Raw genomic sequence first — 24,767 nt, 5'->3', positions numbered from 1 at the left:
TTACCAATAATAATGCACTGACCGCCATTCATACATATTAACGGAGTCAACAGGTCATTCATAAGAGCGGTTACATGAATTTTCGTAGTAATTCCTTAGATTAGGGATTCTTTCTTTTTAGAAATTGACATAGAGAGAATATTCGCAATTGCGCCCATTTTTATTTTTGTGAGAAAATTTTGACGAAAGAGGGGTTTCTGAAGCTATGAAAAAAAGGCTGCACAAATGGCGCCTAATTGCTTTGCTGGGTATTGTAGGACTTGTCCTTTCGGGCTGCGGCGAACCATTTCTATCCGCACTGAAGCCAGCTGGCAATGTTGCGCAATCTCAGTATGACTTACTGATATTGAGTACACTAATCATGGTACTGGTTATTATTGTTGTGATTATTTTGTTCGTTGTAGTTTTACTGCGCTTCCGTCGGAAGAAAGGCGACGAAACAATACCGAAACAAATTGAAGGAAGTCATAAACTCGAAATTATCTGGACTGTTATCCCTATCCTTCTTTTAATTGTTCTGGCTATTCCAACTGTCGTCACAACTTTCGACTTAGCTGACACAAAGGCGATGGATAAGAAAGATAAGGATGGAAAAACGAAGGATGCACTTGTCGTGAATGTTAGGGCGAACCTTTATTGGTGGGAGTTTGAATATCCAGACCTTGGCGTTATTACAAGTCAGGATTTGGTTGTGCCAACCGATCAAAAAGTCTATTTCAATCTAACTGCTTCAGATGTTAAGCATTCATTCTGGGTACCGGCTGCCGGAGGAAAGATGGATACAAATACAGAGGGAGTCAATCAGTTTTTCTTAGAATTCGATAGTAAAAAGGCAGAAGATTCGAACAACTTATTTTACGGGAAATGTGCTGAACTTTGCGGTCCTTCCCATGCCTTGATGGATTTTAAGGTCGTACCGAAGTCTAAAAGTGACTTTGAAGCTTGGGCTAAAGATATGAAAGCCGCGAAAGAGCCTGTCGTGGAAGGTGATGTAGCCAAGCAGGGTGAAGCTGTGTTTAATAAAAGTTGTATAGGTTGTCATGCGGTGACACCAAATGACAGCAGGCCTGAGGCTGCTCGTCAGGCACCGAATCTGTCTACTTTCGGTGAACGTCAAAAAATTGCTGGCGTATTGGATCACACTGAAGAAAATGTGAAAAATTGGATCAAGGATCCTGAGAAGTATAAACCGGGTAACACGATGACAGGTACTTACGGTGAACTTTCAGATTCAGATATTAATGCACTGGCAGCTTATCTTTTAGAGCTTAAAGTGGAAGAAAAATAGAACATTAATTAGGGAGGTTAAATCGTGAGTACGTACGCTAATAAAAAAGGATTTGGCGCTACGATTTGGGATTATCTGACGACGGTAGACCATAAGAAAATCGCCATTTTATATCTTATCTCTGGCGGGTTATTCTTTGTAATCGGCGGTTTGGAAGCGATGTTTATCCGTATCCAGCTTGCAATCCCAAATAATGACTTCGTAAGTGCCGGATTTTATAATGAAATATTGACCATGCACGGTACGACAATGATATTTCTGGCGGCCATGCCATTAGTATTCGCTGTAATGAATGCGGTCGTACCCTTACAAATAGGGGCACGTGATGTTGCGTTTCCATTTTTAAACTCGTTGGGCTTTTGGTTATTTTTCTTCGGAGGAGTCTTTTTGAATCTTTCGTGGTTTTTAGGGGGGGCTCCTGATGCAGGCTGGACATCATATGCATCACTTTCCCTGCACTCCGCTGGCCATGGCATAGATTTTTATGTCCTTGGACTACAATTATCAGGGTTTGGAACACTAATGGCAGGGATCAATTTCCTTGTAACCATTATTAATATGCGTACGCCGGGCATGACCTATATGCGTATGCCACTGTTTACATGGTCAACTTTCGTCGTTTCTGCATTGATATTATTCGCTTTTCCTCCGCTTACTGTAGGATTGGTGCTAATGATGTTCGATCGGATGTTTGGCGCGAATTTCTTCGATGTAGCAGCAGGGGGAAATACGATCATTTGGGAGCATTTATTCTGGATATTCGGTCACCCGGAAGTGTATATCCTGATTCTTCCTGCATTTGGTATTTTTTCTGAAATTTTTGCTACATTCTCCAGAAAAAGATTGTTCGGTTATTCCTCGATGGTATTCGCAACCGTTTTAATCGGTTTCTTAGGTTTCATGGTATGGGCCCACCATATGTTTACAACAGGTTTGGGACCTATCGCAAATGCGATTTTTGCTGTAGCTACCATGGCTATCGCGGTACCAACAGGTATTAAGATATTCAACTGGATTTTTACGATGTGGGGTGGAAGTGTCAAGTTCACGGTTCCGATGCTTTATGCAGTTGCCTTTATTCCTACATTTACGATGGGTGGCGTGACAGGTATCATGCTTGCATCAGCACCTGCTGATTATCAATACCATGATAGTTATTTCGTTGTTGCCCATTTCCATTATGTAATTGTCGGTGGGGTTGTATTAGGGTTACTGGCTGGAATCAATTTCTATTGGCCGAAGATGTTTGGAACGATGTTAAGTGAAAAATTGGGGCAAATCACATTTTGGACGTTCTTGATTGGTTTCCATTTAACATTCTTCATTCAACATTTCTTAGGTCTGATGGGTATGCCTCGTCGCGTATTTACATTCCTAGACAATCAAGGTTTCAATACAGGTAATATGATAAGTACCGTTGGAGCCTTCTTAATGGCATTTGGTGTCTTGGTTATGGTCATCAATATAATCATTACATCTGTAAAAAATGAAAAAGTCGGCAATGATCCATGGGGAGATGGCCGTACGCTTGAGTGGGCCATTGCATCACCACCACCGTTTTATAATTTTAAACAACTTCCGCTGGTCCGCGGTTTAGATCCTTACTGGGTTGAGAAAATGGAAGGTAAAAAGGAAATGACTCCTGCAGAACCGCTTGGGGATATCCATATGCCGAATTCATCCATTCTGCCTGTAACCATAGCTTTGGGTTTATTTGTAGCCGCATTCGGTGCTTTATATCATATGGATGACAAGTCATGGACACTGCCTATCATCATCGTTGGGCTTTTGATCACATTCGGTTCGATGCTAATCCGTTCCGTTAAAGATGATCATGGTTTCCATATCCATAAAGAGGAATTAATGGACGATAAAGACAAGGGAGGTAAGGCATAATGCAAACAGATGAAAGATTCACGGATGCCACTTGGCCTGCTGCTCCCGAGAAAGCAACTCTGGAAGGGAAAAATAAGTATTTGGGATTTTGGTTGTTTCTTGGTGGAGAGACAGTCCTATTTGCCTCACTATTTGCAACTTACCTTGCCTTAAAGGATAAAGTACCAAATGGTGAAGCAGCCCTAGCAAAAGATTTATTCGAATTACCACTTACTTTTGTTGCGACCATGCTGTTATTGACCAGTTCATTAACAAGTGTATATGCGGTATACCATATGAAAAATAATCACTTTAAACAAATGCAAGCCTGGTTTGTAATTACGATTGCTCTTGGCTTTGGTTTCCTAGGCCTTGAAATTTATGAATTTAATCACTATGTTCATGAATATCATCATACATTTACAAGTAGTGCCTTCGGCTCCGCTTTCTATACGTTAGTCGGTTTTCACGGTGGGCACGTTGCCTTTGGCTTAATGTGGTTCATATCTCTGATGGTGCGCAATGCAAGAAGGGGTTTGAATTTATACAATGCCCCTAAATTTTATATCGCGAGTCTTTATTGGCATTTCATTGACGTAGTCTGGGTGTTTATCTTTACAGTCGTATACTTAATGGGAATGGTGGGATAACTGATGGCGAATGAACAGTCAAATTCAGCGAACCCGAATGTCGATTTAAAATATCGCCGTAAGAAAAATGCTGAAGAGATGAAACATCAAGTGATAACATTTGTGCTAATGATTTTCTTTACATTACTAGCCTTTGCTGCAGTAGGAATTGAAGGTTTTTCACATTGGTTCATTAAACCGGTCATTTTGCTGCTGGCAGTTATACAAGTGATTTTCCAACTGTATTATTTTATGCATATGAAGCATAAAGGGCATGGTACCATTGCATTGTTTTTATTTTCTGGTCTTGCAGTCGGCTTGATTACTGTCCTTGTATTCACGACGATCGTTTGGTTATAAACCATAAAGAAAATCGGCTATTGAATGATAGCCGGTTTTCTTTATGTGTGTATTGATTTTTCCGAAAAATAATCCAAGTTTATCTATATTTGTTACTAAGTTTTAATTTAGGTATAATAAAGTAAGAAAAAGTTTATGAACGAGGTGATTTTTTTGTCTATTGATATTTTCGGATTTCGAGCTTTATGGAGTCCTTACTTTTTTACCGTCCTCGTACTTATAACCGTTGTCTATTTTTGGCTGGTGACAAAAAAAAGAGAGAAGTTTTCGGGCAATTCATCCCCTTCCGTTAAACAGACAACATATTTTTTAATTGCTATGATCCTTCTTTATATGGTAAAAGGATCGCCACTGGACTTGTTGAGTCATATCATGTTCAGTGCCCATATGTTTCAAATGGCCTTGCTCTATCTGGTGATTCCGCCTTTATTTATCATTGCGATACCAGATTGGGTTTGGAGATCTTTCATAAATTCAAGGGGAGTGAATGCATTTTTTCGTTTTTTCACGAGGCCTCTTGTCGCCCTTTTACTATTTAATGTTCTATTCTCGTTGTACCATATCCCGCTAGTGTTTGACTTTATCAAAACGGGGATGTGGATTCATGCCGGATACACGGTGCTCTTATTTACGACTGCAGTTTTGATGTGGTTCCCACTTGTTAATCAACTGCCAGAACACGAAAGCCTATCGGGTGTAAAAAAGGTGGCTTATATTTTCGGGAGTGGCATTTTAATGACTCCAGCTTGCGCTTTAATCATTTTTGCTAATGCCCCGATGTATGATACATTTACGAATGCTGAATCTTGGGCAAGTGCGATGGAACTTTGCGTTCCTGCTTCAGCACTATCAAATTTAACGCTCAGTGGTCCGGAAATGTTCAATGGATTGCCATTGCTTGAGGATCAACAGCTTGGTGGGGTGTTGATGAAGGTGATTCAAGAAATCGTATTAGGCTATGTATTAGGTGTCATTTTCTTTGCTTGGTTCAAAAAGGAAAATGGCGGGCAAAATGATATCGATCCGGTTCCTTCGGATTTTCAGACTGTAAAATAGTTGAACCTCAAAAGACTTGTCTAGGCCGGACAAGTTTTTTAATATGTCATTGCTGCTAGGTATTACTGGGGAATGGGGGGATCAATTGAAAAGCAAATAGCTAGTGATTTGTCCTGGCTTTTCTATAAAAGTGAGCATTCTGTTAATAATACTTGATTTTATTGTATTTTATGATTACCTCTTATAAAATGGTAGTTGATTAATAAATATAGAGAGGACTACAATTCATATGTCTTTACCAATCCTTCCAACGATAAGTACAGCTTTCATTGTATTAAGTGCCATCACTGTTGCAATAGGCTGGTATCAAATTAAACAACGCAAGATCGAGACCCATAAAAAAACCATGATGGTAGCTGCTGTTTTTGCGGTAATCTTTTTCACTATATATCTTTCTCGTACGGTCTTTATTGGCAGTACGTCATTTGGTGGACCCGCTGACATTAAAATTTATTATACGATATTTTTGATTTTCCACATAACGCTTGCTACAACTGGAGCTGTTTTGGGAATCATCATGCTCACCACTGGGTTTAAAGGGAAATTTGCCATTCATAAAAAAATCGGGCCTACGACAAGTATCATTTGGTTTTTCACTGGGATTACTGGAGTAGCCGTTTACATTCTGCTTTATGTCATTTATCATGGCGGAGAAACAACCTCTTTAATAAAGGCGATCCTAGGATTTTAATAATGAAAAAGCCTGGTGCAAAAGCATCAGGCTTTTGTAATGGATGCAAAAAAAAGAGCATCAAATATGATACCCTCTTTTGTACTAACGGCTTTTACAGGCCATTGAATTGAGTAAGTTCTTCTTTGATCTGAGCGAGGAGTTTTTCGCATTGTTTAACTAGTGATGCTGGGAAGTCCTCTCCTTCGCCATATTCAACTCCATGTGGATAATAGTGTTTCCCTAATAGAGGAACCATTAGTTTGATGACGGCCCTGTGAGCGCCTACATCACCCTCTGTAGCATAGCCAAGTATTCGCAGGTAAAACGTGCCTTCTTTTAATTCGAATTTACGATCGTAACTGACTCTTTCATAATCCCATTGTTCTGCACGTATTAAACCGTACTGCGGCATTAGGTCATCTAATCGGTTTAAGTCGGCTGTGATGTTTTCGATTCCAAAGCTTTCAAATTTCACGAGTAGTACCTCCTATGTTTACTTTTGAGAATTAAAATGACATACCGGGAAAATATTATGTACATGAATATATTAAAAATCTCCAAGTATGTTTATAATATACCATTTTATCCTATATTTTATAATAGTATGAAATGGTGGAAGTTGCAATGAACTAAAACCATGGTATTTTAATCATTCGCAAAAGTTCCACTTTTAAATAAATTTAATGAAGTGGCAGTCTAACGTAAATTAGAAAAATATGATTGAACAATGATATAATCAGGAAAGAAAGGTTTTTGCATTGGATACATAAATTAGATAGAGAGAGGGTGTGTTCCTCTGCGCAGTTTAGGTAAGGTGTTGGTGTTAATCGTTATTTTTTTCGTAATCGGTATTTATCTTAATATCGGCGATGAAGATAAAGGAAACCTTCTTATTGATGGTAACAATGGTGTTAACCCCAATGAACATATAAATGAAAAGAGTACTTCTTCCCAAAAAGAAGTGGCGACTAAAGCGACAGAAGGTCTGGCAGTAACAATCGGGAAAAATGCAAAAGAGATAGAAAAGGAATACGGTGAGCCTGATCGAATTGATATGTCCGCCTATGGATATGAATGGTGGATTTATAAAAAGGACTATAGCAATTATTTTCAATTAGCCATAGAAAATGAAAAAGTAGTATCCGCTTATGGAATCGGTGATAAGGTAAATGTGGCTCCTTTTAAAATTGGACAATCCATTGATGCCATCTATTCCAGCTTATATGTGGAACCTACTGTTGATATTGAGGTTGACGACAGTTCCTATCGTTTTGAATTGTCGGAGGAAGATATGAACATGAGGCCATTGATTCAGCTAGGCGACATTCATGTTCAGCTTTATTTGGATAAATTCACAGGAACTATTTCAAGTATCCGGTTTTTGAATGATTCCGCCCTTTTAAAGCAGCAGCCTTATGAGTTGACCTATCATGGAAAACTTTTGACAGTTGAGGACCTTTCTAAAGAAGACTTGGTGAAGGTGGAAGATGGAAATGAGCAGCAGATTTTCGATATTACGAATATCATGCGCCGCAGATTTGATTTGAAGCCATTGGAGTGGGATGGTCCTGCAGCGGAAGTTGCTTACCTTCATAGCCGGGAAATGACGGACACTCCTGAAGGAACCCATGTTTCTGAAGCAAATGGGGACTTGGAAAAACGTCTTGATGCAGGTCATGTTAAATACAGGGCAGCAGGTGAAAATATTGCGGCTAAGTATGTGGACGCAGCGGAAGTGATGGAAGGCTGGCTAAATAGTAAAGGGCATCGGGATGCGATGCTTAACGAGGAATTTACTGGACTGGGTGTTGGGGTGTATAAAAAGTACTACACCCAGAATTTTATAAAAAAATAAAAAAACGGATCCGATTTGGGTCCGTTTTTTTGTTCTGGATCATTTCATTTCCATATGAAAAAGTTCCCTGTCAATACAGCACGAAGTTCCCACTCATCATGGTAGACCTTCCACCTGGAAGAAGATCATTTTATATCCTCTATGTATAAATTGCACGTATACGTTTAATTCATCCCCTGTTTGCCTACATCCTTATGTGATTGAACAAGCTTAAAATATAGGAATATTTCCTTTGCTCTTTTTTGGCTTTAATCCAACATATTTATACCTCCTTTTCACTGGTATGACAAGATAAGGAAATTCGATTACATTTTCAAAAGGAATGGATGCACTTTTTATTTCACTGTAGCATATGGTGGAATAGGCGATGTCTATGTGTGAGGTGAGAGTAATGGCAAAAAAAAAGCGCCCATCCGTCGATGGATTTCGGGAGTTTGTCAAGAAGCATCCTTATTTAGTGAATGAAGTGAGAAACAAGCAAGCAACATGGCAGGAACTTTTTGAAGAATGGTATTTACTCGGGGAAGATCATCCACGCTGGCAGGCTGACGGCAGTGTGAAAGATTCCTTGGTGAATTCAGAAACCGAAACCCCGTCACAGCCGGAAGATAAGGGAGAACAGGGTACAGAGTTGATCGGTTCGTTAATGAGTGCAGTTAAAAATATGGATATGGGCCAGATTCAACAATATATTACCAATGCCAATCAGGCCATTGGGGCAATCCAAGGAGTACTATCTGCTTTCCAAGGGAATAAATCAGGTGAGTCCAGTTCTCCACCAAAAGAAAAAGAGCAGAGAGCTAACCCTTTTATATTCACCAAAGATTAAGGGGGGCATTACATGCGTCAAAATATATATGAATTCATTCAAACAAACGAAGATATGCGAAATTACTTGAGAGTACAACCTGGGTGGTACAAAAGATTAATGCGTAATCCCCATGAAGTGGATGTATTTGAAACCGAAGCGAAATATTATTTTGAGAAGTCGATTCCCCACCGGGTTTCTAAATTTTCGGAAAGCGTTCAGGTTGCCTCCATGATGCTCCATATGTTCCAGGCAATGAATGCTCCAGGTGAATGAAGAAAAAAAGAGTAAAATACCTCTTTTGGCGAACAATAAAGGCAAAAGGGGGACGATGGTATGAGAAAGTTGATTTTGGTTCTAACAGTGTTGATGGCAGCTGCAGGTTGTGGAAAGAAAATACCGGAACCTGAGAATTCAGGAGCAGCTATAAAAGATGTTTCTACCCTAAAAGCTGCCACCACTGTATCAAGCGTCCGAAATTCAGATGAAGACTTTCGGGTAAATACATTTGTGAAAGGCAACTCTGTATACGTAGAGTGCTACTTGAAAAACTATGGTTTTTCTGAAGCGAATTCCGAACAATTGGCAACTGTGTCCGTATTTATTGATAATCAAAAGAAAGTCGATATGAGAACGGCAGCATTTATCTTAAAGGATATCCCGAATGGCATGCATAAAATAAGGCTGGAGATCTTAAATGATTCAGGTGAAAAAACAGGATTGCAAAAAGAGTTTAAGGTACATATCACTTCATCGATTTAATCAAACCATTAGCATCTGAAAGAGAGAAATGGTAAAATGATGATGGAGGTGAGCTTGTTCATGCTTGCTACTATGGAAATCATCGACATTTTACAACAGGCTGACGGATTAGCTGATATGATCCTTCATTCTGATATAGGGGAAGAATATCTCCTTAGTTTATATAAATTACAGAGCGACAAAGAGGCACAGCGGAAGATTTCGAAGTTTACTTCATTAAAGGATCAATTTGAAGATGTTCAGCGGTTCGGTAAGTATCATCCGGATTATAAACGCATCAATTTAGAGACAAGAGAAGCTAAACGAGATATGGATATGCATCCTGCCGTTGCTGAGTTTAAAAGGGCGGAGACCGAATTGCAATCCGTTCTTGATGAGATAAGCGGGAGAATAGGCCGTGCGGTTTCCGAACAGGTCAAAACCCCTGCGGGAAATCCATTTTTTGTATCTTCCGGTGGATGTTCATCGGGAAGTTGCGGAACTGGTGGAAGTTGTGGGTGCTCCGCATAGCAAAATCATAACGAATGCCTACGAATTGGCATTCATGCAAGGACATTAGGCCATCGAAATTCGGTATTGCTTCCGGATATCGGTGGCTGTGTCATGTAAGAAAATCACCGTCTGGGCAGTGGGATATTATCGATCGAGGCATGCTTAACTAAAACCTCATCCCATACGAAGCTTTAGGGCTTCATTTACGCGTTACAATCAACGAACGCTGAACGTTTAACTGCGAAATAGGATACAGTCGGGACAAAGGTTGCCGCAGCAAAACATCTTTTGCTGCGGCACAAAAAAACGATGGCGGAATACATATACATGTTCTTCCTGCCGTACAAAAATGGTTTCACAATGGAGCTGCTTGCCGCGCATTGAAAGGCTTGCGGCTTTTTTTATTAAGAAAAAAAGCTTACTGTTATCATTTTGTGCCAAATGATAATGGATATATATAAATGGTATGCCGGTGAACTTCCTTAACGAAGCTTGTGTAATTTCTTCATTATCTAACAGATGATCAATAAATTGATGCCAAATTTGATCTAAATCCATTGATTTGTTGGCTCCCTTCAAAGTATATATATTCATAATAGTAAGAGAATTTTGTTTATAATCTTTTTTCTTGGTTGAAAGTAAAGATTCTGCTATGCTACACTTAGTTAAAACCTTTATAAAAGGGAGTTATTGATATGCTTGGAGCGAGACAAGGAATCATCGTCTATTTACATACATTAAAACAAGCCAAAATGCTTAGGAAGTTTGGGAATATCCATTATGTTTCAAAAAAGTTGAAATATGTAGTCCTCTATACGAATATGGACGAAGTGGAACCACTTGTGGAGAAATTGAATAATTATTCGTTCGTAAAAAAAGTGGACCTTTCTTATAAGCCTTTTCTGAAGTTGGAATTTGAAAACTCCAAACCGGATAAAGCGAAAGAATATGATTATAAAATGGGAATTTGAAAAAAGCTGACTCATGCGGAGTCAGCTTTTTTCAATTCAGAGCATCAGCCTAATGGAGGCAGGTACCTATTCATTCGCAAAATGCCGATTAAGTGCTGGTAGTATAACTCGATTTCAGCAAAGAGAAACGAAGACTTCACATCGATTTCAATAATGGGTTTATCTAATTCCTCCGACAGGTTCTCAAAAAGCTCGTACCGTTTGTTTTTTGTGACATGAGGGTTTGGTATTCCTTCACGGCAAATATAAAGCGGTTGGAATTTCCCTGGGTCTGTAGGCGACATGACGATCACTAATGAGGTTACCTTTTTATCATTCATTGTAGTATGCAGGGCCAATAGCCTTGCAACTCGATGCTTTTGATTGCGTCCTACTTCAAGCAGTTCATATATATCGGAATATCCTTGTCCAAGTTCAATAAAACGTTGAATCAATTAAACCTCTCCTATCTAACTTATTATTCATTACTTTATCATTTTCCCTCATAAAAGAGAAGGACTACTTCATTGACAAAGAACACTAGATATCAGAGGTTTTTCAAAAAAAAAAGCCCTGCAAAAATTTGCAGGGTCCTTCTATGTCTATTTAAGGACCAGAAGGCAAAGGGAGAGGAGAAACCGGAGGAAGAACTTATGGGGAAACGTAAGCCTTCTCCGCGGTTGGCAACAACACCTAAAAAGGAATGTTGTTATTCACATTATTGCCAAAAACGACTTTATTATTCAAAATGAAAGAGATTTATTAAAAGAATGATTGTCTTCTATCCAATGTAAGAAATTCATAAGTGGATTTATATCTTGGAATGAAGGAATTGGCTTTTATTATTGGCTAGCTTTTTCTAATATGTTAGGATAGGAAAGTAACAGAAATTTGTCATAAAATGTGGTGAGAATGATGAGGGTCGTTTCCGGAACTTGTAAAGGAAGACCACTTAAGGCTGTACCGGGTACAGGAACCCGGCCGACTACGGATAAAGTCAAGGAATCCATTTTTAATATGATTGGACCTTATTTCGAAGGTGGGCTAGTCCTTGATTTGTTTGCTGGTAGCGGTGGACTGGGGATTGAAGCGTTAAGCAGGGGCATGGATAAAGCTATATTTGTCGACCGGGATTTCAAAGCAAATCAAACGGTTAAGACCAATTTGGAACTATGTAAGTTTTCAGACCGTGCAGAAGTTTATAAAAATGATTCAGAGCGTGCATTAAAAGCATTGGTGAAAAGGGAAATGACTTTTGAGTTAATTTTTCTTGATCCGCCTTATAAGAAACAGAAGCTTGTGGATATTCTTGAAGAAATACATAAATACCGATTGCTGAGCGATATGGGATATATTGTTTGTGAGCATGGGCATGATGTTACATTGCCTGAAACAGTTGGCGAGTTTACCGTTAAGAGAAAAGAAGTTTATGGCATCATTGCTGTTACGATTTATCAATGGGGAAACGTAGACGAACAGGGGGAACTATGAATGTCCAAAATAGCGATTTGTCCGGGGAGTTTTGATCCAATAACGTTTGGTCATCTTGATATCATTCAAAGAGGAGCGAATGTTTTTGATGAAGTATATGTGGTCATCGTGAATAATTCAGCGAAAAATTCACTTTTTACAGTGGAAGAGAGGCTGGAATTGATTACTGAAGCGACGGCCCATATGCCAAATGTTAAAGTGGATTTCTATCAAGGATTGACGGTCGACTATGCTGAAAGCGTTTCCGCCAATGCCATTATTAGGGGATTAAGGGCAACTTCCGACTTTGAATATGAAATGCAGGGAACTTCAATGAACCGATTTCTTAATAGTAAAATAGAGTCATTCTTTATCATGACGAAAAATCAATATTCTTTCTTGAGTTCGAGTATCGTGAAAGAGGTTGCCAAATATGGTGGGGATATCTCCGAACTTGTGCCTCCTGTTGTCCAGAAAGCTCTTGCCAAAAAGTACGAGCAACAGAAAGAATAGAAAAAAGAGCATTGCCAACTGCGCAATGCTCTTTTTTCGGTTTAAGAAAGTTCTTTGAACAGCCTTTTAGTAAATATGATGATGTAAAGGGCAAGAAACCCAATTGTAAGAATAGGACCGAAATCAAGCATATTTTGGTAAAGAGAACTCACATGTTCACCGGATCCAATGACTGGTAAGGTGTGTATCGGGCTGCCGCTATACTTATCGCCTTTATAGAGTGGTTCCCAAAGCAAGATGGTAATGATGGATGCCAGAAAGCCATGCGCTATCCTAGCAAGAAAAAATGGAGTGAAACGTATGTCTGTTGCGGCTATAATGCTGGCAACTTGCGCTTGAATACTGAACCCGTTGAAAGCTAAGATGAAGCTTGTCATCACCGTCTGTTGAAAGAGACTTGCATTTTCGATAGTACTGGTTAATTTTGAACCAAGAGTCATTTCAAACATCCCTGAGATGAACGGGAGGCTTAAGGAATCCGGGAAATTGAAAATATGTAATATCCCTCCGACCCACGATCCGAGCAGTACGGTAATATTCATGTGAAATAGAAGCTTGTTGACTACTGAAAAGAGAATGATGAATCCTCCGATCATTAATAGGGTTTGAATGGATGAGAGAACCGCATCTCCAAGCAAACTGCCAAATGGTCTTGTTTCTTTTAAGCGGGTTCGATGCATCTGGCTAAAGGCCTGTCTAATGGAGGGGAGCTTGGTCATTGCTTTTGTATAGGATTTCTCTTCTTTCTGCCGGTAAAAACGCATGATGATGCCTACACAAAAATTTCCTAGGTAATGGGAAAGTGCAAGGATGATCCCCAATTGAGGATTATGGAAAAAACCAACTGCAACGGCTACGAACAAAAACAATGGATTGGATGAATTAGTAAAGCAAACGAGTCTTTCGGCTTCAATCCGGGTCAATTGTTCTTCCTGACGAAGCCTTACCGTGAATTTTGCTCCAGCTGGAAACCCGGATGCAAGTCCCATCGCCCAGACAAACCCGCCCACCCCGGGTACTCGAAATAATGGACGCATAAATGGTTCGAGCATGACGCCGATGAACCTGACAACCCCAAAACTGATCAATAACTCCGAGAAAATCAAGAATGGCAGAAGTGAAGGGAAAACAATTGTCCACCAAATATTCAGTCCGCCTTTGGAAGCTTCAAAGGATTCTTGGGGGAAGATGATCAAGCCAATTGCCATCATCGTGACGGAGGTGGCTAACAATACTGTTTTAGATTTTGATATAAGCAAAATTCAGCCTCCTCTTGAAGGTTACTAAATAAGGGCAGTTCGTTTCGTATATAATAAAGATATGATATGAACTTCCTTTTCTTAAAAAAAGTAAGGTGCGTAATGGAATATGAATTGTATAAATGAGATTGATCGTACAATGTGATTTTTTTTATTCAAGCACACGGGTACTTAGACTTTTTCCGCAATGCTTGTATCACTGTCAATATAAATAATATGCTTCTATAAATCCGTTTAAGACCATAACTTTGAATGAGTGTTATTTCAATATTTTTATCATGTAACGAGGGGGGATATCTTTGTCGAAACCAAAGGTCGGGCTTGCACTTGGGTCAGGAGGAGCTAGGGGGTTTGCACATATTGGGGTGATAAAGGTATTGAAGCAAGAAGGAATTCCGATAGATATGATTGCTGGGACCAGCATGGGGGCGATGGTTGCTGCCTTTTATGGAGCGGGTTCGGATATTGAAAGGCTATATAAGTTGTCCCGCGCATTTAAACGAAAGTATTATTTAGACTTTACGATTCCTAAAATGGGCTTCATTTCAGGTAAACGTACGAAGGAATTAATCAGGGTATTTACATATGGTAAAACATTTGAAGAACTAGATATTCCTGTAGCAGTTGTCGCCACTGATATAAAAACGGGGGAAAAGGTCATTTTTCAGGAAGGACCCATCGCCCCAGCTGTAAGGGCAAGCATTTCCATTCCCGGAATTTTCATTCCCGAAAAAATTGGAAATCGAATGCTGGTTGATGGCGGAGTCGTTGACAGGGTTCCTGTATCTGTCGCGAAGGATATGGGAGCAGACATCATTATTGGTGTGGATGTCGCCCATGTGAAACAAGATATGGAGATAAACTCCATCTATGATGTTATCATGCAAAGCCTCGATATCCTGCAAATGGAGCTGGTTAAAAGCCGGGAGTTTGCTTCAGACGTCATGATACGTCCCAGGGTTGAGAAATACAGCTCGAAATCATTTACAAATGTGCAGGAAATAATTAGTATTGGAGAAGAAGCTGCAAGGGGAAAGATAGATCAAATTAAGCAAAGCATTGTTACTTGGAAGGAGTCCTTTGAAGATGAGCCGTAAAATGTATGTACGCACTTTCCTGGTGGTCGCTATACTTCTCATAGCATCAGCCCTTTATTCCCTACCTTTTTATGTATCAAAACCAGGAATGGCTAAGGAATTAGAGCCAATCATAGAGGTGTCCGGAGGTGATGAAGCTAAAGGTAGCTTTATGTTAACCACTGTAAGGATGGGCCGGGCGAATATTTATTCCTATATGCTGGCAAAGTGGAGTAAATATCAAGAGTTATATCCGGAAACCTCCATTCGAAGCGAAGATGAAACAGATGAAGAATATAACATCAGGCAGCTGCACTTAATGGATGGTTCTAAAAATAATGCCATTCAGATAGCCTATGAAAAAGCAGGGAAAGAAGTCGAATATGAATACTTGGGTGTTTATGTTTTGGACGTGCTTAAAGGAATGCCGGCAGCCGAGGAGCTGAAAGCGGGCGACCAAATCATTCAGGTCGATGATGTTAAATTCAAGTCTGCACAAGAATTCATGGACTACATTAACGGAAAAAAAGCTGGAGATGAAGTCAAAATAGTCTATAAGCGCGAGGAGACGGAGAAAACGGCCGTTCTTTCATTACAGCCTTTTAAAGATGACCCAAATAGGGTTGGGATCGGCATTTCACTAGATGATAATCGAAAAGTGACCACAAAACCGGCGATTGCCATTGATTCAGAACAAATAGGCGGTCCTTCTGCGGGTTTAATGTTTTCTTTGGAAATTTATAATCAATTGACAAAAGGGGATCTTACCAAAGGATACGATATAGCGGGTACAGGAACGATGTCGGATGATGGGACAGTAGGGCCAATTGGCGGGATTCAACAGAAAATAGTGGCAGCGGATAAATCTGGAGCCGAAATCTTCTTTGCCCCAAATGAAAACGGAGCAGCAGGTTCCAATTATGAAGACGCACTCATAGCTGCAAAAGACATTGAAACGGACATGAAGATCGTTCCAGTTGATAACTTTGAGGATGCGTTAGCCTATCTATCGAAACTAAAAGGAAAAGAAAAATGAAAAAAAGCGCGGACAGTTATCTGTTTGCGCTTTTTTTGATGAAATTTCTTATTTATAAGCAATATGCCAGGTTAAAAGCGATTCACTCAATAATGATGGGGGCTGCATATTCCCGTTTCATCAAGTCTGCTTGATATGGTTCGGATAAGCCCAATGCATACACCTGTGCCGCGCGTAAGTCTTTTTCAATGTCCTGCTCCTGATAGGAAGAAAGCTTAGAGATGAGTGGGAGCGGTAAGCCTTTTTTGACGGTACGAAGATATTCCTGCCCCCTGCCAGTCATGCCAAGAAGCCTGATATAAGCTGGATGCTCATTATGTTTCATTTGTTCCTTTAATGTATGGGTCAATATATGGACACACATCCTCTGGAGTCGTGTCCATGTGTAGCGCTTTGTTTTAAGTGCGTTCATGAATCCAGTGAAGTTCGAAGATTGTTTGGCCATCTCCTTTATTCGATGCTCAATGCCCTCCTCGATTTCGTATATCCCTGCCAATTCGTTTAAAGAAGAAGAGAGAATTCGGTATTTCAACATGGGCCAATACATTTCCCAGTCATGTAAGGAATGGTAGTGCGACAAGTATTGCTTTAGACCATTCATTGTCGGTTGAGGAATATAGCTGGAAACAGGATCTAATTCCTGGTTTTGTTCATGGATGGCTTTTCGTATTCCCGTTGCACTGGCAATACGATCATTGGATAACTTTGTTTCATGGTATCCGGCAGCAACCCTTTGAATCGTGTAAGGGCGAATGGAATAGCCATTTGAAAGAGCTGCACTTACATATTCCTTTCCAAGAATATTATTAGGCTTCGTCAAATCCAGGGCCAGATCACTTTTGATGATCGATTGATAGGCCTGGGCTGCACTTGCCGGGTAACTATTCCCGGCGTCCATGGCTGATTTAATGGCTGCATCGAATGCGGCCGAATTATCCGAAAGAATTTTATGGGCGGTGATGAATGGTTCAATTCTGCCATCCTCACTTCCAAAGCAAAATGAGTCACACCCAAGGGATTCCAAAAGAGAAATGGACCCATTTGCAAAGATCTCCGCCTTCTGCGTTGCAAAAGCATAAGGAAGCTCGATGACAAGGTCGATGCCGCCATTTAATGCCATTTCAGTACGTGCCCACTTGCTGACGATAGCAGGTTCGCCGCGCTGTAAAAAGGGCCCGCTCATAACCGCCACCACGACATCGGCCCCCGTTTTTTCTCTACTTTCTCTTGCATGTAAAACATGTCCATTATGAAAAGGGTTATATTCGACTACTAAACCGCAAGCCTTCATTCGATCACCTCAGAGAAAAACTTTGTATTTTTCCAACTTAGTGCTAAAATAGTATTTCAAGTAAAATTACTATAATGATTCGTCGTGATTTTTTGTTTGAAATGAATCATAATCTTGAATAATCTGTTAGGATGACTACATTATAGTGTAAAGAAAAAATATTGACAAACTTATAATTGAAAGCTATAATTATTTTTGTTGCCTTGAGGTGATTTCATTTGAAATGGACGATTAGTCAACTTCAAAAAATTCGGGACAAAGATTTACGGTTTGATGAGCTGGTGGATGTCTTGGACATTAGAGAAAGAGACCCGCAAATACGCGACGTTTCTCCGATTAGAGTAGCAGGAAGAGCTGATATCAACTCGACCGAGATTACTTTTCACTTGCATCTTACAGGTGAATTAACATTACCTTGCTCCCGTACACTGGTAGACGTTAAATATCCGATTGATATTGATACAAAGGAAACCTTTCTTCTAAAGGCAGATGACGCTGATTTCTACGGAGATGATGTCACTGTTGTGGAAGGTGACGTTGTAGACCTTATACCGGTAATTAAAGAAAATTTATTGCTAGAAATTCCGATGCAGGTTTTTTGTGAGGATGTCGATTCGAACGAAGCTGCTCCTCAATCTGGGAAAGACTGGGCTGTTATTTCTGAAGAAGAAAATGAACATAAGGTTGATCCGAGATTTGCAAAGCTTGCCGACTTTTTTGACAACAATAAAGAATCTTGATTGGAACGAAAAATCGTTAATCCGATTTTTCCAGCTTTTTTATATTTTTTAAGGAGGTGGGAATAATGGCTGTACCTTTTAGAAGAACGTCGAAAACTGTAAAAAGAAAACGTCGTACACACTTCAAGCTTCAAGTACCTGGTATGGTAGAATGCCCGAGCTGTGGTGGAATGACTCTTTCACATCACGTTTGTAAAGAATGTGGAACATATAAAGGAAAAGAAGTTGTCGCAAAATAATTTCTTGACCTACTTGAAAGCTTTGCTTTCTTGATGCAACACGCTAATCAAAGCGCAGAGATTTTTTCTCTGTGCTTTTTTTACAAGTAAATTTGACGAAATATTTGGAATTGTTCAAGTTTGATGAAAATTTTGAAGGAGGTGTTTACGTGAATCAGATGATTAAGGTTGAAACGGATATACGCGGTTTCATGAAGGTCCAATTTAATAGACCGGAGAAAAGGAATGCTGTGAATTATCAATTGATGGACGAACTTAAGGCGGTTTTGTCGGAAGCGGCAACCGATGACGAAGTGAAGCTGCTAGTCCTTACAGGAGTGGGGTCCGAGGCATTCTGCTCAGGTGGGGATTTGAGTGAATTTCATGATTTGTATACAGAAGAAGAGGCCTTTAGTATGTTATCGAAAATGGGAGAAATTCTTTATACACTAGCAGTTTTTCCAAAACCAACACTAGCGCTTATCAATGGAAGCGCAATCGGCGGGGGATGCGAAATAGCTACAGCTTGTGATTTCAGGTTAGCGAAAAGCGGGGTTAAGCTAGGTTTTGTACAAGGAACTCTAGGAATCACGACAGGTTGGGGTGGTGCTTCACTTTTACTTGAAAAAATACCAGAGCAAAAAGCGCTAAAGCTATTAATGGATGCAAAAATACATAAAGCAGAGGAAGCCTTGGAAATTGGTTTCGTAGATGAGATAGTCGGAGAGGGCAGTGATGGATGGGAAAGGTTCGCAGAAGATTTCCTTCGCCATGAGACAGGGGTATTGATCGCTTATAAAAAATTGTTGGTCAATAAATGGCAGGCTAGCGGGCTTAAAGGAAGAATGGATGCGGAAATCAGGGAATGTGCTAAACTGTGGGCGAGTGATGCCCATCATGCCGCAGTCGATCGTTTTTTAACTAAGAAAAAATAAATATTACACGCTCTATATTCTTCTATCTTTCCTAGCATGTGCATATTATGAATTAAAACTTGCTGGGAGGTAGAGAGATGTCGATTGCGAGACAAGATGCATGGACTCAGGATGAGGATTTGTTGTTGGCTGAAGTGGTGCTAAGGCATATACGAGAGGGCAGTACACAATTAAAGGCTTTTGAAGAAGTAGGGAAGCAGTTAACGAGAACATCGGCTGCTTGTGGATTTCGTTGGAATTCTTTTGTAAGAAAGCAATATAAATCAGGGATCGAGTTGGCAAAAAAACAAAGGAAAGAACAGGTAGTCAATGATACTGAAATGGAAAGGGAATCCGTTGCAGTGGTCGAAAATAACACTATTGAACCAAAAGCGCCGCAGGAAGAAGAAAAAGAATCTATTACCCTTCAGGAAGTCATATTATATTTAACTAAAATGGATGAGTTCTTCCAGGTTGATAATAAGGAAAAAGAACGGATTTCTGAGCAGTACCTATTTATAGAACAGCAAAATGTCCGATTGCAGGAAGAAAATGCCTTGTTAAAAGAAAACCTGAAAGCGGTAGAGGAAGATTATCGTGCGTTAATGCAAATTATGGAGCGGGCGAGAAAGCTTAGTGTACAAGAAGACGAAAAGACGAATCCGAAAGTGAGTTTTCAAATGGATAAGAATGGTAATTTGGAGAGGGTCAATAAATAAAAAATACGGGTGGAAAAATCCGCCCGCATTTTCTTTAATTTCTTAGTCTTGTGTATCTATTTCAATATCTTCTTGTTTGTCAAATGGGCTCCAAATCAGCGGGTTTTCTCCAAGGTCCCTTTCCATATCATAGGATACAGCAGAGAACCCCATCTTTTTCCAAAAGTCTTGTGAATGAACTCTTGGGTTGGTTTTGATAGGCATGTTTTGGCTTTTGGCGAATTCGACTAATGCTTTTCCATAGCCTTTTTTCTGATAGTTAGGCAGGACTTCAAGTTTCCAAAGAACAAGGAAGTCCCTTGAATTGTCAAAATACTGGTCAAATTTAGCGCTTCTTTTATACAGGCTCATCCGGGCTACAAGTTTGTCGCCATAAAAGATTCCGTAAAAAGGTGATTGGCTGTCATTTTCAATGATGTTACCCTCTAGATCATCTAGCATTGAAAGTTCCTGGATCCCGTATTCTTTGAATTTTTTGAATTCCTCAAGCGTTTTAAAATTCACAAGTAATCTTTCCACCTTGTATTCCATAAAAAAGCTCCCCCTTAATTCTGATAAACCTCTTGTGATAGTCCCCATCTAAAGTCCATCCCACTGATCGCTACCATGTGGAACCCAGCTTAAGGCAAAATCTAGCATGACATCGATCGATTCACCCTTGCTGACTAAATGCTTACAGCCTTTTATCCCCCGTCCTATTCCTTCGATTGCTCGTCGGTTGAGATTGGAGGTATCTTTTGATCCTATAAAGTCTAAAAATGGCTAAGCTTTTCGTATCTAATATACCATTAAATTATACCTTAAAGAAGGAAATATATCTTCAATGGCGTATTTATCATTCCTCCCATTGAATTTTATTGTTGGGCCGTTTCATTTATGCTAATTTAGCCGGTTTTATGAAAGTGGATGCTGTGAAAAATGATGCAGGGTAAAAAAGATAATGTGTTAGAATAGTAAATATATTTCAAAAAGTAAGGAAGGGTATTATGAGAATTGGAATCATTGGAGGAGGGGCCATCGGGTTGCTGTTTGCGTCCCGTTTGAGTGGAAAACATAGAGTGACGCTTTATACTCGCACTGCGGAACAGGCCTCAATCATCAATCTTGCTGGTATCCGTCTTATTGAGAATGGTGAAAGCCGAGTGATTTCCGGCATCATTTCGAAGGGCTTGGATGAGGGTATTACGGATCAGGATCTACTTATAACGACTGTTAAACAATATCATCTGCCCCAATTATTGCCTGCAATCAAGAATATTCAGGTTCCATTGCTATTCTTGCAGAACGGGTACGGGCATATTTCTTATTTGAAGCAGCTGCAATCTCCAGACATCTATGTTGGGGTAGTTGAGCATGGGGCATCGAGGCATGACAGGAATACCGTGGAGCATACGGGAATCGGCATTACAAGGATCGCTTCCTTTAAAGGGGATCTTGATCAACTCTCGTTAGTGAATGAAGATATTGCTCAATTTCCTTTTACTAAGAGTGAGGACTATCACTCGATGCTGATCGGTAAGCTTGTCGTTAATGCAGTAATAAATCCATTAACGGCGATACTTAATGTGGAAAATGGCGGTTTAATCACTAACGCCTTTTATTATCGGTTGTTTCAAGCTCTTTTTGAAGAAATCTCCGGCATTTTGGAATTGCGGAATAAAACAGAGTCATTTGAACATGTAAAATCCGTTTGTATGGCGACAGCGGGAAACCGATCGTCCATGCTTAAAGATCTAGAAAACGGCCGTGAAACGGAAATTGATGCTATTTTGGGTCATATCCTCTCGGAGGCAAAGCGTAAAGGGAAAAGTGATTGCCTAACGTCTTCCCTATATATGATGGTTAAAGGAAAAGAGTCTCAGGGGGGATGAGAGTGTGCCGAACGTTGTTTCAAGTCTTGCCGCGATATTTATTACCTTGCCTTTTGTAGGGTATATACTTTTTTTTGTAAGTGCCAAAAAATTTACCGGAAACCATAGGCGCTCCGTTCAATTTGCGATGGACATGAGTACGCTGTTTTTCGTATTATCCGTCCATTATTTAATTATTACAATTTGGGATAAGCATATTCTTTGGGTGATCATGCTTATCATGATCATCAACGCCTTCGTTGTGGTCCTTGTCCATTACAAGGTGAAAGGAGAAATCATTTTCCTTAAGGTATTAAAGGGTTTTTGGAGAGTGAACTTCGCCTTCTTTTTTGTCGCGTACCTTCTGCTATTTTCCATCGGATTAATAACAAGTATTACGAAGATATTGACTACATAACATAGAACATCACAACAATTTTCTGCTGCTGGGCAACTTCTTTTGTTTTCTTAAACCGGAATGTTATACTCTAAAAAGAATTGTAGTTGCAGAGAAAGGGAGAACAGAAATGGAGATGAAAGATCTCGCGTTACCATCTTTAAACCGTTTTGCATCGGACTATTTACAAAACCGTCTTGAAGCGGAGGATTATTTTCACTATGACTTGTCTAAGCCGGACATTTATCGTAATAGATATAATGAATTGATGAATCGCTCTTTTTTACGTGGTGAATTATCGGATTACATACAACAATACATGTCCCATCTTCCAAGCAGTGACGCTGTTAATGGAAATATTGAAAGATTGCGCAGGGATGATTCCGTTGTTGTGATTGGAGGACAGCAGGCTGGGTTATTATCAGGTCCGCTGTATACCATTCATAAAGTGATATCGATCATTAAGCTTGCGGAAGAACAGGAGAAAGAACTGGGGCGGCCAGTCATTCCAGTTTTTTGGATAGCTGGAGAAGATCATGATTTGGCTGAAGTCAATCATGTTTATGTTATGAAAAACGGTAAACCGGACAAAAAAACCTATCCTTCCTATCAGCCGTATAAAACAATGGTTTCAGATGTGGAGCTTGAAACGGAAAAGGCAGGGAAGTGGTTTGAAGAAATCATTGAAACCTATGGAGAAACGGCCTTTACGAATAAACTCCTGATTGATATGAAAGAAACGATAAGTCAATCGAATACCTTTGTTGATTTTTTTGCCCGGCTGATTCATGAGTGGTTCCATGAATACGGTCTTTTACTTGTCGATGCCGGAGATTCGGAATTAAGGCAAATCGAGAAGGGCTACTTTGAGTTGATGATTAATAAGAGTGAACGGATTGCTGAAGTGGTCGAGGAACAACAAACATACATGCATGCCAAAGGGTATGCAAAAATGATAGAAATGGATAAACAAGCCGCGAATTTATTTTATTATGATCCAGAAAAAAAGGATCGATGTTTACTCGAACGTGTAGAAGGCGGTTTCAGTGGGAAAAATGGTGACGTATTATTTTCCAAGGAAGATCTCCTGAAGATAGCCAAAAATAATCCAGAACGACTAAGCAACAATGTCATTACACGTCCACTTATGCAGGAAATGCTTTTCCCTGTATTGGCTTTCATTTCTGGGCCAGGGGAAATTGCTTATTGGGCAGAACTAAAACAGGCATTTGAGTTGTTCGCAATGAAGATGCCGCCAATCATTCCTCGATTAAACATTACGCTTGTAGAACGAAGTGTCCAAACGGATCTTGAAGAAATGGAACTCGGTTTGGAAACTGTTCTGACTGAAGGAACCGCTAATGCTGTACAAAGTTTCCTTGATTCCGTGAAAGATGAGACGATCGATCATCTTTTCGGTACGCTGAAATCGCAGCTTGAAGAGAACCATGAAAAGCTTTTCGAACACGCCGTTTCTTTAGATAGAGGACTTGAGCCGATGTTACATAAAAACATTGAATTCATCCAAAAGCAATTGGATTTCATGTATGGGAAGATCGGTGACCGGACAAAGGAACGTCATTCGATTATATTGAAAAAATATGAACGGATAGCAAATTCGTTGTATCCTCTGGAATCACCCCAGGAGAGGATCTGGAATGTTTTTTATTACCTGAATCAATATGGACCGGAATTCGTTCGCGATATCATGAAACTGGAATACCAGTTCAATAATCAGCATAAATTGATTTTCATTTAGGAAGACGAACCATGAGTTTTTGGGGGAAAGTGGGGAACTGATCATTTGATTAACAGGTTCCACATTCTTATCCTGACGAGGGAAAAATGGAAAAGAGACAGGCGACCAGCCTGTCTTTTTTCTGTTCCAAGAATAGGGGGCAGGTAGCGCTTCGACAGTAAAAGTGGGTCTGCGCCTTAGTATGAGTTCGTTCGAGCGAATTTCAGGTTTCCTTAAATAAATTGACTAAATAAACTTATTTAGAAAAGAAGGGAATTTTTACTTGAAAAGAGAAAGTAAAAACAAGTGGAGAAAGGTGGGGGAATGTGGTACATTGAGATTAGAATGTGGGGGTAGTGGGTATGTTCATGGGAGAGTACCATCATAACATCGATATAAAGGGCCGTTTGATTGTCCCAGTGAAATTCAGGGAAAATCTCGGGGAGCAATTTGTCCTGACCCGCGGACTCGATCAATGTTTATTTGGTTACCCTATGGAAGAGTGGAAGCTGCTTGAAGAAAAGCTGAAAGCCCTGCCTTTAACAAAAAAAGATGCCCGAGCCTTTACCCGTTTTTTCTTTTCTGCAGCTACAGAGTGCGAAATTGATAAACAAGGGCGAATTAATATCCCCACGCCGCTTACTTCATATGGCCAATTGGAAAAAGAATGTGTAATTCTTGGTGTTACCAATCGTATTGAGATTTGGAGCAAATCCCTTTGGGAAAACTATTTTTCAGCTTCGGAGGATTCTTTCGCTGAGATAGCAGAAAATATGATTGGCTTTGATATTTAAGGCT

30 protein-coding genes are annotated in these 24,767 nt (G+C 39.9%); 24 read left to right on the top strand and 6 right to left on the bottom strand.

Annotated elements, in window-relative coordinates; all coding sequences use genetic code 11:
- Nucleotides 1-205: 205 nt before the first annotated feature.
- The 6 genes from coxB (at nt 206) to ACQKMH_RS12400 (ending at nt 5,899) form a co-directional block, all read left to right on the top strand.
- Nucleotides 206-1,288, top strand: a complete 1,083-nt coding sequence (coxB, locus tag ACQKMH_RS12425; protein ID WP_427587774.1) for a cytochrome c oxidase subunit II — start codon at nt 206-208, stop codon at nt 1,286-1,288.
- A gap of 24 nt (nt 1,289-1,312) precedes the next feature.
- Complete coding sequence (ctaD, locus tag ACQKMH_RS12420; RefSeq protein ID WP_427587773.1) at nt 1,313-3,184, top strand: cytochrome c oxidase subunit I; 1,872 nt, start codon at nt 1,313-1,315, stop codon at nt 3,182-3,184.
- Nucleotides 3,184-3,813 carry a cytochrome (ubi)quinol oxidase subunit III gene (locus ACQKMH_RS12415; protein WP_427587772.1) on the top strand — a complete coding sequence of 210 codons (630 nt, stop codon included), beginning with the start codon at nt 3,184-3,186 and terminating at the stop codon, nt 3,811-3,813. The genes ctaD and ACQKMH_RS12415 overlap by 1 nt, the downstream gene beginning before the upstream one ends.
- A 3-nt stretch (nt 3,814-3,816) precedes the next feature.
- The gene (ctaF, locus tag ACQKMH_RS12410; RefSeq protein ID WP_427587771.1) at nt 3,817-4,152 is read left to right on the top strand and encodes a cytochrome c oxidase subunit IVB; all 336 of its coding nucleotides are present in this window, start codon (nt 3,817-3,819) and stop codon (nt 4,150-4,152) included.
- Between the two features lie 153 nt (nt 4,153-4,305).
- Nucleotides 4,306-5,208, top strand: a complete 903-nt coding sequence (ctaG, locus tag ACQKMH_RS12405) for a cytochrome c oxidase assembly factor CtaG (RefSeq protein WP_427587770.1) — start codon at nt 4,306-4,308, stop codon at nt 5,206-5,208.
- A 229-nt stretch (nt 5,209-5,437) separates the two neighbouring features.
- The gene (locus ACQKMH_RS12400; RefSeq protein WP_427587769.1) at nt 5,438-5,899 is read left to right on the top strand and encodes a DUF420 domain-containing protein; all 462 of its coding nucleotides are present in this window, start codon (nt 5,438-5,440) and stop codon (nt 5,897-5,899) included.
- A 94-nt stretch (nt 5,900-5,993) separates the two neighbouring features.
- Here ACQKMH_RS12400 and ACQKMH_RS12395 read toward each other — a convergent pair whose 3' ends face one another.
- On the bottom strand, nt 5,994-6,356 hold the full coding sequence (locus tag ACQKMH_RS12395) for a YugN family protein (RefSeq protein ID WP_427587768.1): 363 nt from the start codon (nt 6,354-6,356) through the stop codon (nt 5,994-5,996).
- Between the two features lie 345 nt (nt 6,357-6,701).
- On the opposite strand from ACQKMH_RS12395, the gene ACQKMH_RS12390 reads away from it, so the two are divergent.
- The 5 genes from ACQKMH_RS12390 to ACQKMH_RS12370 all read left to right on the top strand — a co-directional run bounded on the left by ACQKMH_RS12390 (nt 6,702) and on the right by ACQKMH_RS12370 (nt 9,816).
- Nucleotides 6,702-7,736 (top strand): CAP domain-containing protein, encoded by a 1,035-nt coding sequence (locus tag ACQKMH_RS12390; RefSeq protein ID WP_427587767.1) that lies wholly within the window; start codon nt 6,702-6,704, stop codon nt 7,734-7,736.
- 391 nt (nt 7,737-8,127) lie between these two features.
- On the top strand, nt 8,128-8,565 hold the full coding sequence (locus tag ACQKMH_RS12385) for a YlbD family protein (protein WP_427587766.1): 438 nt from the start codon (nt 8,128-8,130) through the stop codon (nt 8,563-8,565).
- A 12-nt stretch (nt 8,566-8,577) separates the two neighbouring features.
- Nucleotides 8,578-8,820 (top strand): YlbE-like family protein, encoded by a 243-nt coding sequence (locus tag ACQKMH_RS12380; RefSeq protein ID WP_230157461.1) that lies wholly within the window; start codon nt 8,578-8,580, stop codon nt 8,818-8,820.
- Between the two features lie 60 nt (nt 8,821-8,880).
- Nucleotides 8,881-9,306, top strand: a complete 426-nt coding sequence (locus ACQKMH_RS12375) for a hypothetical protein (protein WP_427587765.1) — start codon at nt 8,881-8,883, stop codon at nt 9,304-9,306.
- A gap of 60 nt (nt 9,307-9,366) precedes the next feature.
- Nucleotides 9,367-9,816, top strand: a complete 450-nt coding sequence (locus tag ACQKMH_RS12370) for a YlbF family regulator (protein WP_427588493.1) — start codon at nt 9,367-9,369, stop codon at nt 9,814-9,816.
- 216 nt (nt 9,817-10,032) lie between these two features.
- Here the strand turns inward: ACQKMH_RS12370 and ACQKMH_RS12365 are convergent, their stop codons facing one another.
- Nucleotides 10,033-10,356 (bottom strand): hypothetical protein, encoded by a 324-nt coding sequence (locus ACQKMH_RS12365; protein WP_427587764.1) that lies wholly within the window; start codon nt 10,354-10,356, stop codon nt 10,033-10,035.
- A gap of 137 nt (nt 10,357-10,493) precedes the next feature.
- Between ACQKMH_RS12365 and ACQKMH_RS12360 the strand changes: the two genes are divergently transcribed.
- Entirely contained in the window at nt 10,494-10,769 is a 276-nt protein-coding gene (locus tag ACQKMH_RS12360) for a YlbG family protein (RefSeq protein WP_230157456.1), read from the top strand.
- A gap of 44 nt (nt 10,770-10,813) precedes the next feature.
- Here ACQKMH_RS12360 and ACQKMH_RS12355 read toward each other — a convergent pair whose 3' ends face one another.
- Nucleotides 10,814-11,203 (bottom strand): DUF7147 family protein, encoded by a 390-nt coding sequence (locus tag ACQKMH_RS12355; protein WP_427587763.1) that lies wholly within the window; start codon nt 11,201-11,203, stop codon nt 10,814-10,816.
- Nucleotides 11,204-11,663: 460 nt separating this feature from the next.
- Between ACQKMH_RS12355 and rsmD the strand changes: the two genes are divergently transcribed.
- Together rsmD and coaD are read left to right on the top strand one after the other, a co-directional pair.
- A complete protein-coding gene (rsmD, locus tag ACQKMH_RS12350; protein ID WP_427588492.1) occupies nt 11,664-12,239 on the top strand; it encodes a 16S rRNA (guanine(966)-N(2))-methyltransferase RsmD in 576 nt (191 codons plus the stop codon).
- Nucleotides 12,240-12,731, top strand: coding sequence for a pantetheine-phosphate adenylyltransferase (gene coaD, locus ACQKMH_RS12345; RefSeq protein WP_230157451.1), 492 nt, complete (start codon nt 12,240-12,242; stop codon nt 12,729-12,731).
- A 41-nt stretch (nt 12,732-12,772) separates the two neighbouring features.
- Here coaD and ylbJ read toward each other — a convergent pair whose 3' ends face one another.
- Nucleotides 12,773-13,990, bottom strand: coding sequence for a sporulation integral membrane protein YlbJ (ylbJ, locus tag ACQKMH_RS12340; RefSeq protein ID WP_427587762.1), 1,218 nt, complete (start codon nt 13,988-13,990; stop codon nt 12,773-12,775).
- Between the two features lie 299 nt (nt 13,991-14,289).
- Here ylbJ and ACQKMH_RS12335 point away from each other — a divergent pair, with 299 nt between their 5' ends.
- Nucleotides 14,290-15,087: a patatin-like phospholipase family protein gene (locus ACQKMH_RS12335; protein WP_427587761.1), complete on the top strand. Its 798-nt coding sequence runs from the start codon at nt 14,290-14,292 to the stop codon at nt 15,085-15,087.
- Complete coding sequence (locus tag ACQKMH_RS12330; protein WP_427587759.1) at nt 15,077-16,102, top strand: SepM family pheromone-processing serine protease; 1,026 nt, start codon at nt 15,077-15,079, stop codon at nt 16,100-16,102. The genes ACQKMH_RS12335 and ACQKMH_RS12330 overlap by 11 nt, the downstream gene beginning before the upstream one ends.
- An 82-nt stretch (nt 16,103-16,184) precedes the next feature.
- On the opposite strand, the gene ACQKMH_RS12325 is transcribed toward ACQKMH_RS12330, so the two are convergent.
- Nucleotides 16,185-17,393 carry a nucleotidyltransferase gene (locus ACQKMH_RS12325; protein WP_427587757.1) on the bottom strand — a complete coding sequence of 403 codons (1,209 nt, stop codon included), beginning with the start codon at nt 17,391-17,393 and terminating at the stop codon, nt 16,185-16,187.
- Nucleotides 17,394-17,611: 218 nt separating this feature from the next.
- Here ACQKMH_RS12325 and ACQKMH_RS12320 point away from each other — a divergent pair, with 218 nt between their 5' ends.
- The 4 genes from ACQKMH_RS12320 (at nt 17,612) to ACQKMH_RS12305 (ending at nt 19,984) form a co-directional block, all read left to right on the top strand.
- Nucleotides 17,612-18,133: a YceD family protein gene (locus ACQKMH_RS12320; RefSeq protein ID WP_427587756.1), complete on the top strand. Its 522-nt coding sequence runs from the start codon at nt 17,612-17,614 to the stop codon at nt 18,131-18,133.
- A 65-nt stretch (nt 18,134-18,198) separates the two neighbouring features.
- A complete protein-coding gene (gene rpmF, locus ACQKMH_RS12315) occupies nt 18,199-18,372 on the top strand; it encodes a 50S ribosomal protein L32 (protein ID WP_034313929.1) in 174 nt (57 codons plus the stop codon).
- A 158-nt stretch (nt 18,373-18,530) separates the two neighbouring features.
- Nucleotides 18,531-19,286 (top strand): enoyl-CoA hydratase/isomerase family protein, encoded by a 756-nt coding sequence (locus ACQKMH_RS12310; RefSeq protein ID WP_427588491.1) that lies wholly within the window; start codon nt 18,531-18,533, stop codon nt 19,284-19,286.
- Nucleotides 19,287-19,363: 77 nt separating this feature from the next.
- On the top strand, nt 19,364-19,984 hold the full coding sequence (locus ACQKMH_RS12305; RefSeq protein WP_427587755.1) for an RsfA family transcriptional regulator: 621 nt from the start codon (nt 19,364-19,366) through the stop codon (nt 19,982-19,984).
- A 42-nt stretch (nt 19,985-20,026) separates the two neighbouring features.
- On the opposite strand, the gene ACQKMH_RS12300 is transcribed toward ACQKMH_RS12305, so the two are convergent.
- Entirely contained in the window at nt 20,027-20,515 is a 489-nt protein-coding gene (locus tag ACQKMH_RS12300; RefSeq protein WP_427587754.1) for an N-acetyltransferase, read from the bottom strand.
- A gap of 455 nt (nt 20,516-20,970) precedes the next feature.
- On the opposite strand from ACQKMH_RS12300, the gene ACQKMH_RS12295 reads away from it, so the two are divergent.
- From ACQKMH_RS12295 to mraZ, 4 genes are all read left to right on the top strand, one after another.
- On the top strand, nt 20,971-21,855 hold the full coding sequence (locus tag ACQKMH_RS12295; protein ID WP_427587753.1) for a 2-dehydropantoate 2-reductase: 885 nt from the start codon (nt 20,971-20,973) through the stop codon (nt 21,853-21,855).
- A 4-nt stretch (nt 21,856-21,859) separates the two neighbouring features.
- A complete protein-coding gene (locus ACQKMH_RS12290; protein ID WP_427587752.1) occupies nt 21,860-22,252 on the top strand; it encodes a DUF3397 domain-containing protein in 393 nt (130 codons plus the stop codon).
- A 109-nt stretch (nt 22,253-22,361) separates the two neighbouring features.
- On the top strand, nt 22,362-23,990 hold the full coding sequence (gene bshC / locus ACQKMH_RS12285; protein ID WP_427587751.1) for a bacillithiol biosynthesis cysteine-adding enzyme BshC: 1,629 nt from the start codon (nt 22,362-22,364) through the stop codon (nt 23,988-23,990).
- A gap of 341 nt (nt 23,991-24,331) precedes the next feature.
- Nucleotides 24,332-24,763 carry a division/cell wall cluster transcriptional repressor MraZ gene (gene mraZ, locus ACQKMH_RS12280; RefSeq protein ID WP_034313914.1) on the top strand — a complete coding sequence of 144 codons (432 nt, stop codon included), beginning with the start codon at nt 24,332-24,334 and terminating at the stop codon, nt 24,761-24,763.
- Nucleotides 24,764-24,767: the final 4 nt, after the last annotated feature.

Origin of the sequence: Peribacillus sp. NPDC097895 (assembly GCF_050277555.1) — a bacterium.
Taxonomy (GTDB): Bacteria; Bacillota; Bacilli; order Bacillales; family DSM-1321; genus Peribacillus.
The sequence above is the reverse complement of the archived record's forward strand: the minus strand, read 5'-3'. Positions and strand labels throughout refer to the sequence as shown.

Excerpts from the sequence above, each read along its gene's own strand:
- coxB (WP_427587774.1), top strand. The coding sequence starts at position 206 with ATGAAAAAAAGGCTGCACAAATGGCGCCTAATTGCTTTGCTGGGTATT.
- ACQKMH_RS12415 (WP_427587772.1), top strand. The coding sequence starts at position 3,184 with ATGCAAACAGATGAAAGATTCACGGATGCCACTTGGCCTGCTGCTCCC.
- ctaF (WP_427587771.1), top strand. The coding sequence starts at position 3,817 with ATGGCGAATGAACAGTCAAATTCAGCGAACCCGAATGTCGATTTAAAA.
- ACQKMH_RS12400 (WP_427587769.1), top strand. The coding sequence starts at position 5,438 with ATGTCTTTACCAATCCTTCCAACGATAAGTACAGCTTTCATTGTATTA.
- ACQKMH_RS12385 (WP_427587766.1), top strand. The coding sequence starts at position 8,128 with ATGGCAAAAAAAAAGCGCCCATCCGTCGATGGATTTCGGGAGTTTGTC.
- ACQKMH_RS12380 (WP_230157461.1), top strand. The coding sequence starts at position 8,578 with ATGCGTCAAAATATATATGAATTCATTCAAACAAACGAAGATATGCGA.
- ACQKMH_RS12375 (WP_427587765.1), top strand. The coding sequence starts at position 8,881 with ATGAGAAAGTTGATTTTGGTTCTAACAGTGTTGATGGCAGCTGCAGGT.
- ACQKMH_RS12370 (WP_427588493.1), top strand. The coding sequence starts at position 9,367 with ATGCTTGCTACTATGGAAATCATCGACATTTTACAACAGGCTGACGGA.
- ACQKMH_RS12365 (WP_427587764.1), bottom strand. The coding sequence starts at position 10,356 with ATGGATTTAGATCAAATTTGGCATCAATTTATTGATCATCTGTTAGAT.
- ACQKMH_RS12360 (WP_230157456.1), top strand. The coding sequence starts at position 10,494 with ATGCTTGGAGCGAGACAAGGAATCATCGTCTATTTACATACATTAAAA.
- rsmD (WP_427588492.1), top strand. The coding sequence starts at position 11,664 with ATGAGGGTCGTTTCCGGAACTTGTAAAGGAAGACCACTTAAGGCTGTA.
- coaD (WP_230157451.1), top strand. The coding sequence starts at position 12,240 with ATGTCCAAAATAGCGATTTGTCCGGGGAGTTTTGATCCAATAACGTTT.
- ACQKMH_RS12330 (WP_427587759.1), top strand. The coding sequence starts at position 15,077 with ATGAGCCGTAAAATGTATGTACGCACTTTCCTGGTGGTCGCTATACTT.
- ACQKMH_RS12325 (WP_427587757.1), bottom strand. The coding sequence starts at position 17,393 with ATGAAGGCTTGCGGTTTAGTAGTCGAATATAACCCTTTTCATAATGGA.
- rpmF (WP_034313929.1), top strand. The coding sequence starts at position 18,199 with ATGGCTGTACCTTTTAGAAGAACGTCGAAAACTGTAAAAAGAAAACGT.
- ACQKMH_RS12310 (WP_427588491.1), top strand. The coding sequence starts at position 18,531 with ATGATTAAGGTTGAAACGGATATACGCGGTTTCATGAAGGTCCAATTT.
- ACQKMH_RS12305 (WP_427587755.1), top strand. The coding sequence starts at position 19,364 with ATGTCGATTGCGAGACAAGATGCATGGACTCAGGATGAGGATTTGTTG.
- ACQKMH_RS12300 (WP_427587754.1), bottom strand. The coding sequence starts at position 20,515 with ATGGAATACAAGGTGGAAAGATTACTTGTGAATTTTAAAACGCTTGAG.
- ACQKMH_RS12295 (WP_427587753.1), top strand. The coding sequence starts at position 20,971 with ATGAGAATTGGAATCATTGGAGGAGGGGCCATCGGGTTGCTGTTTGCG.
- bshC (WP_427587751.1), top strand. The coding sequence starts at position 22,362 with ATGGAGATGAAAGATCTCGCGTTACCATCTTTAAACCGTTTTGCATCG.
- mraZ (WP_034313914.1), top strand. The coding sequence starts at position 24,332 with ATGTTCATGGGAGAGTACCATCATAACATCGATATAAAGGGCCGTTTG.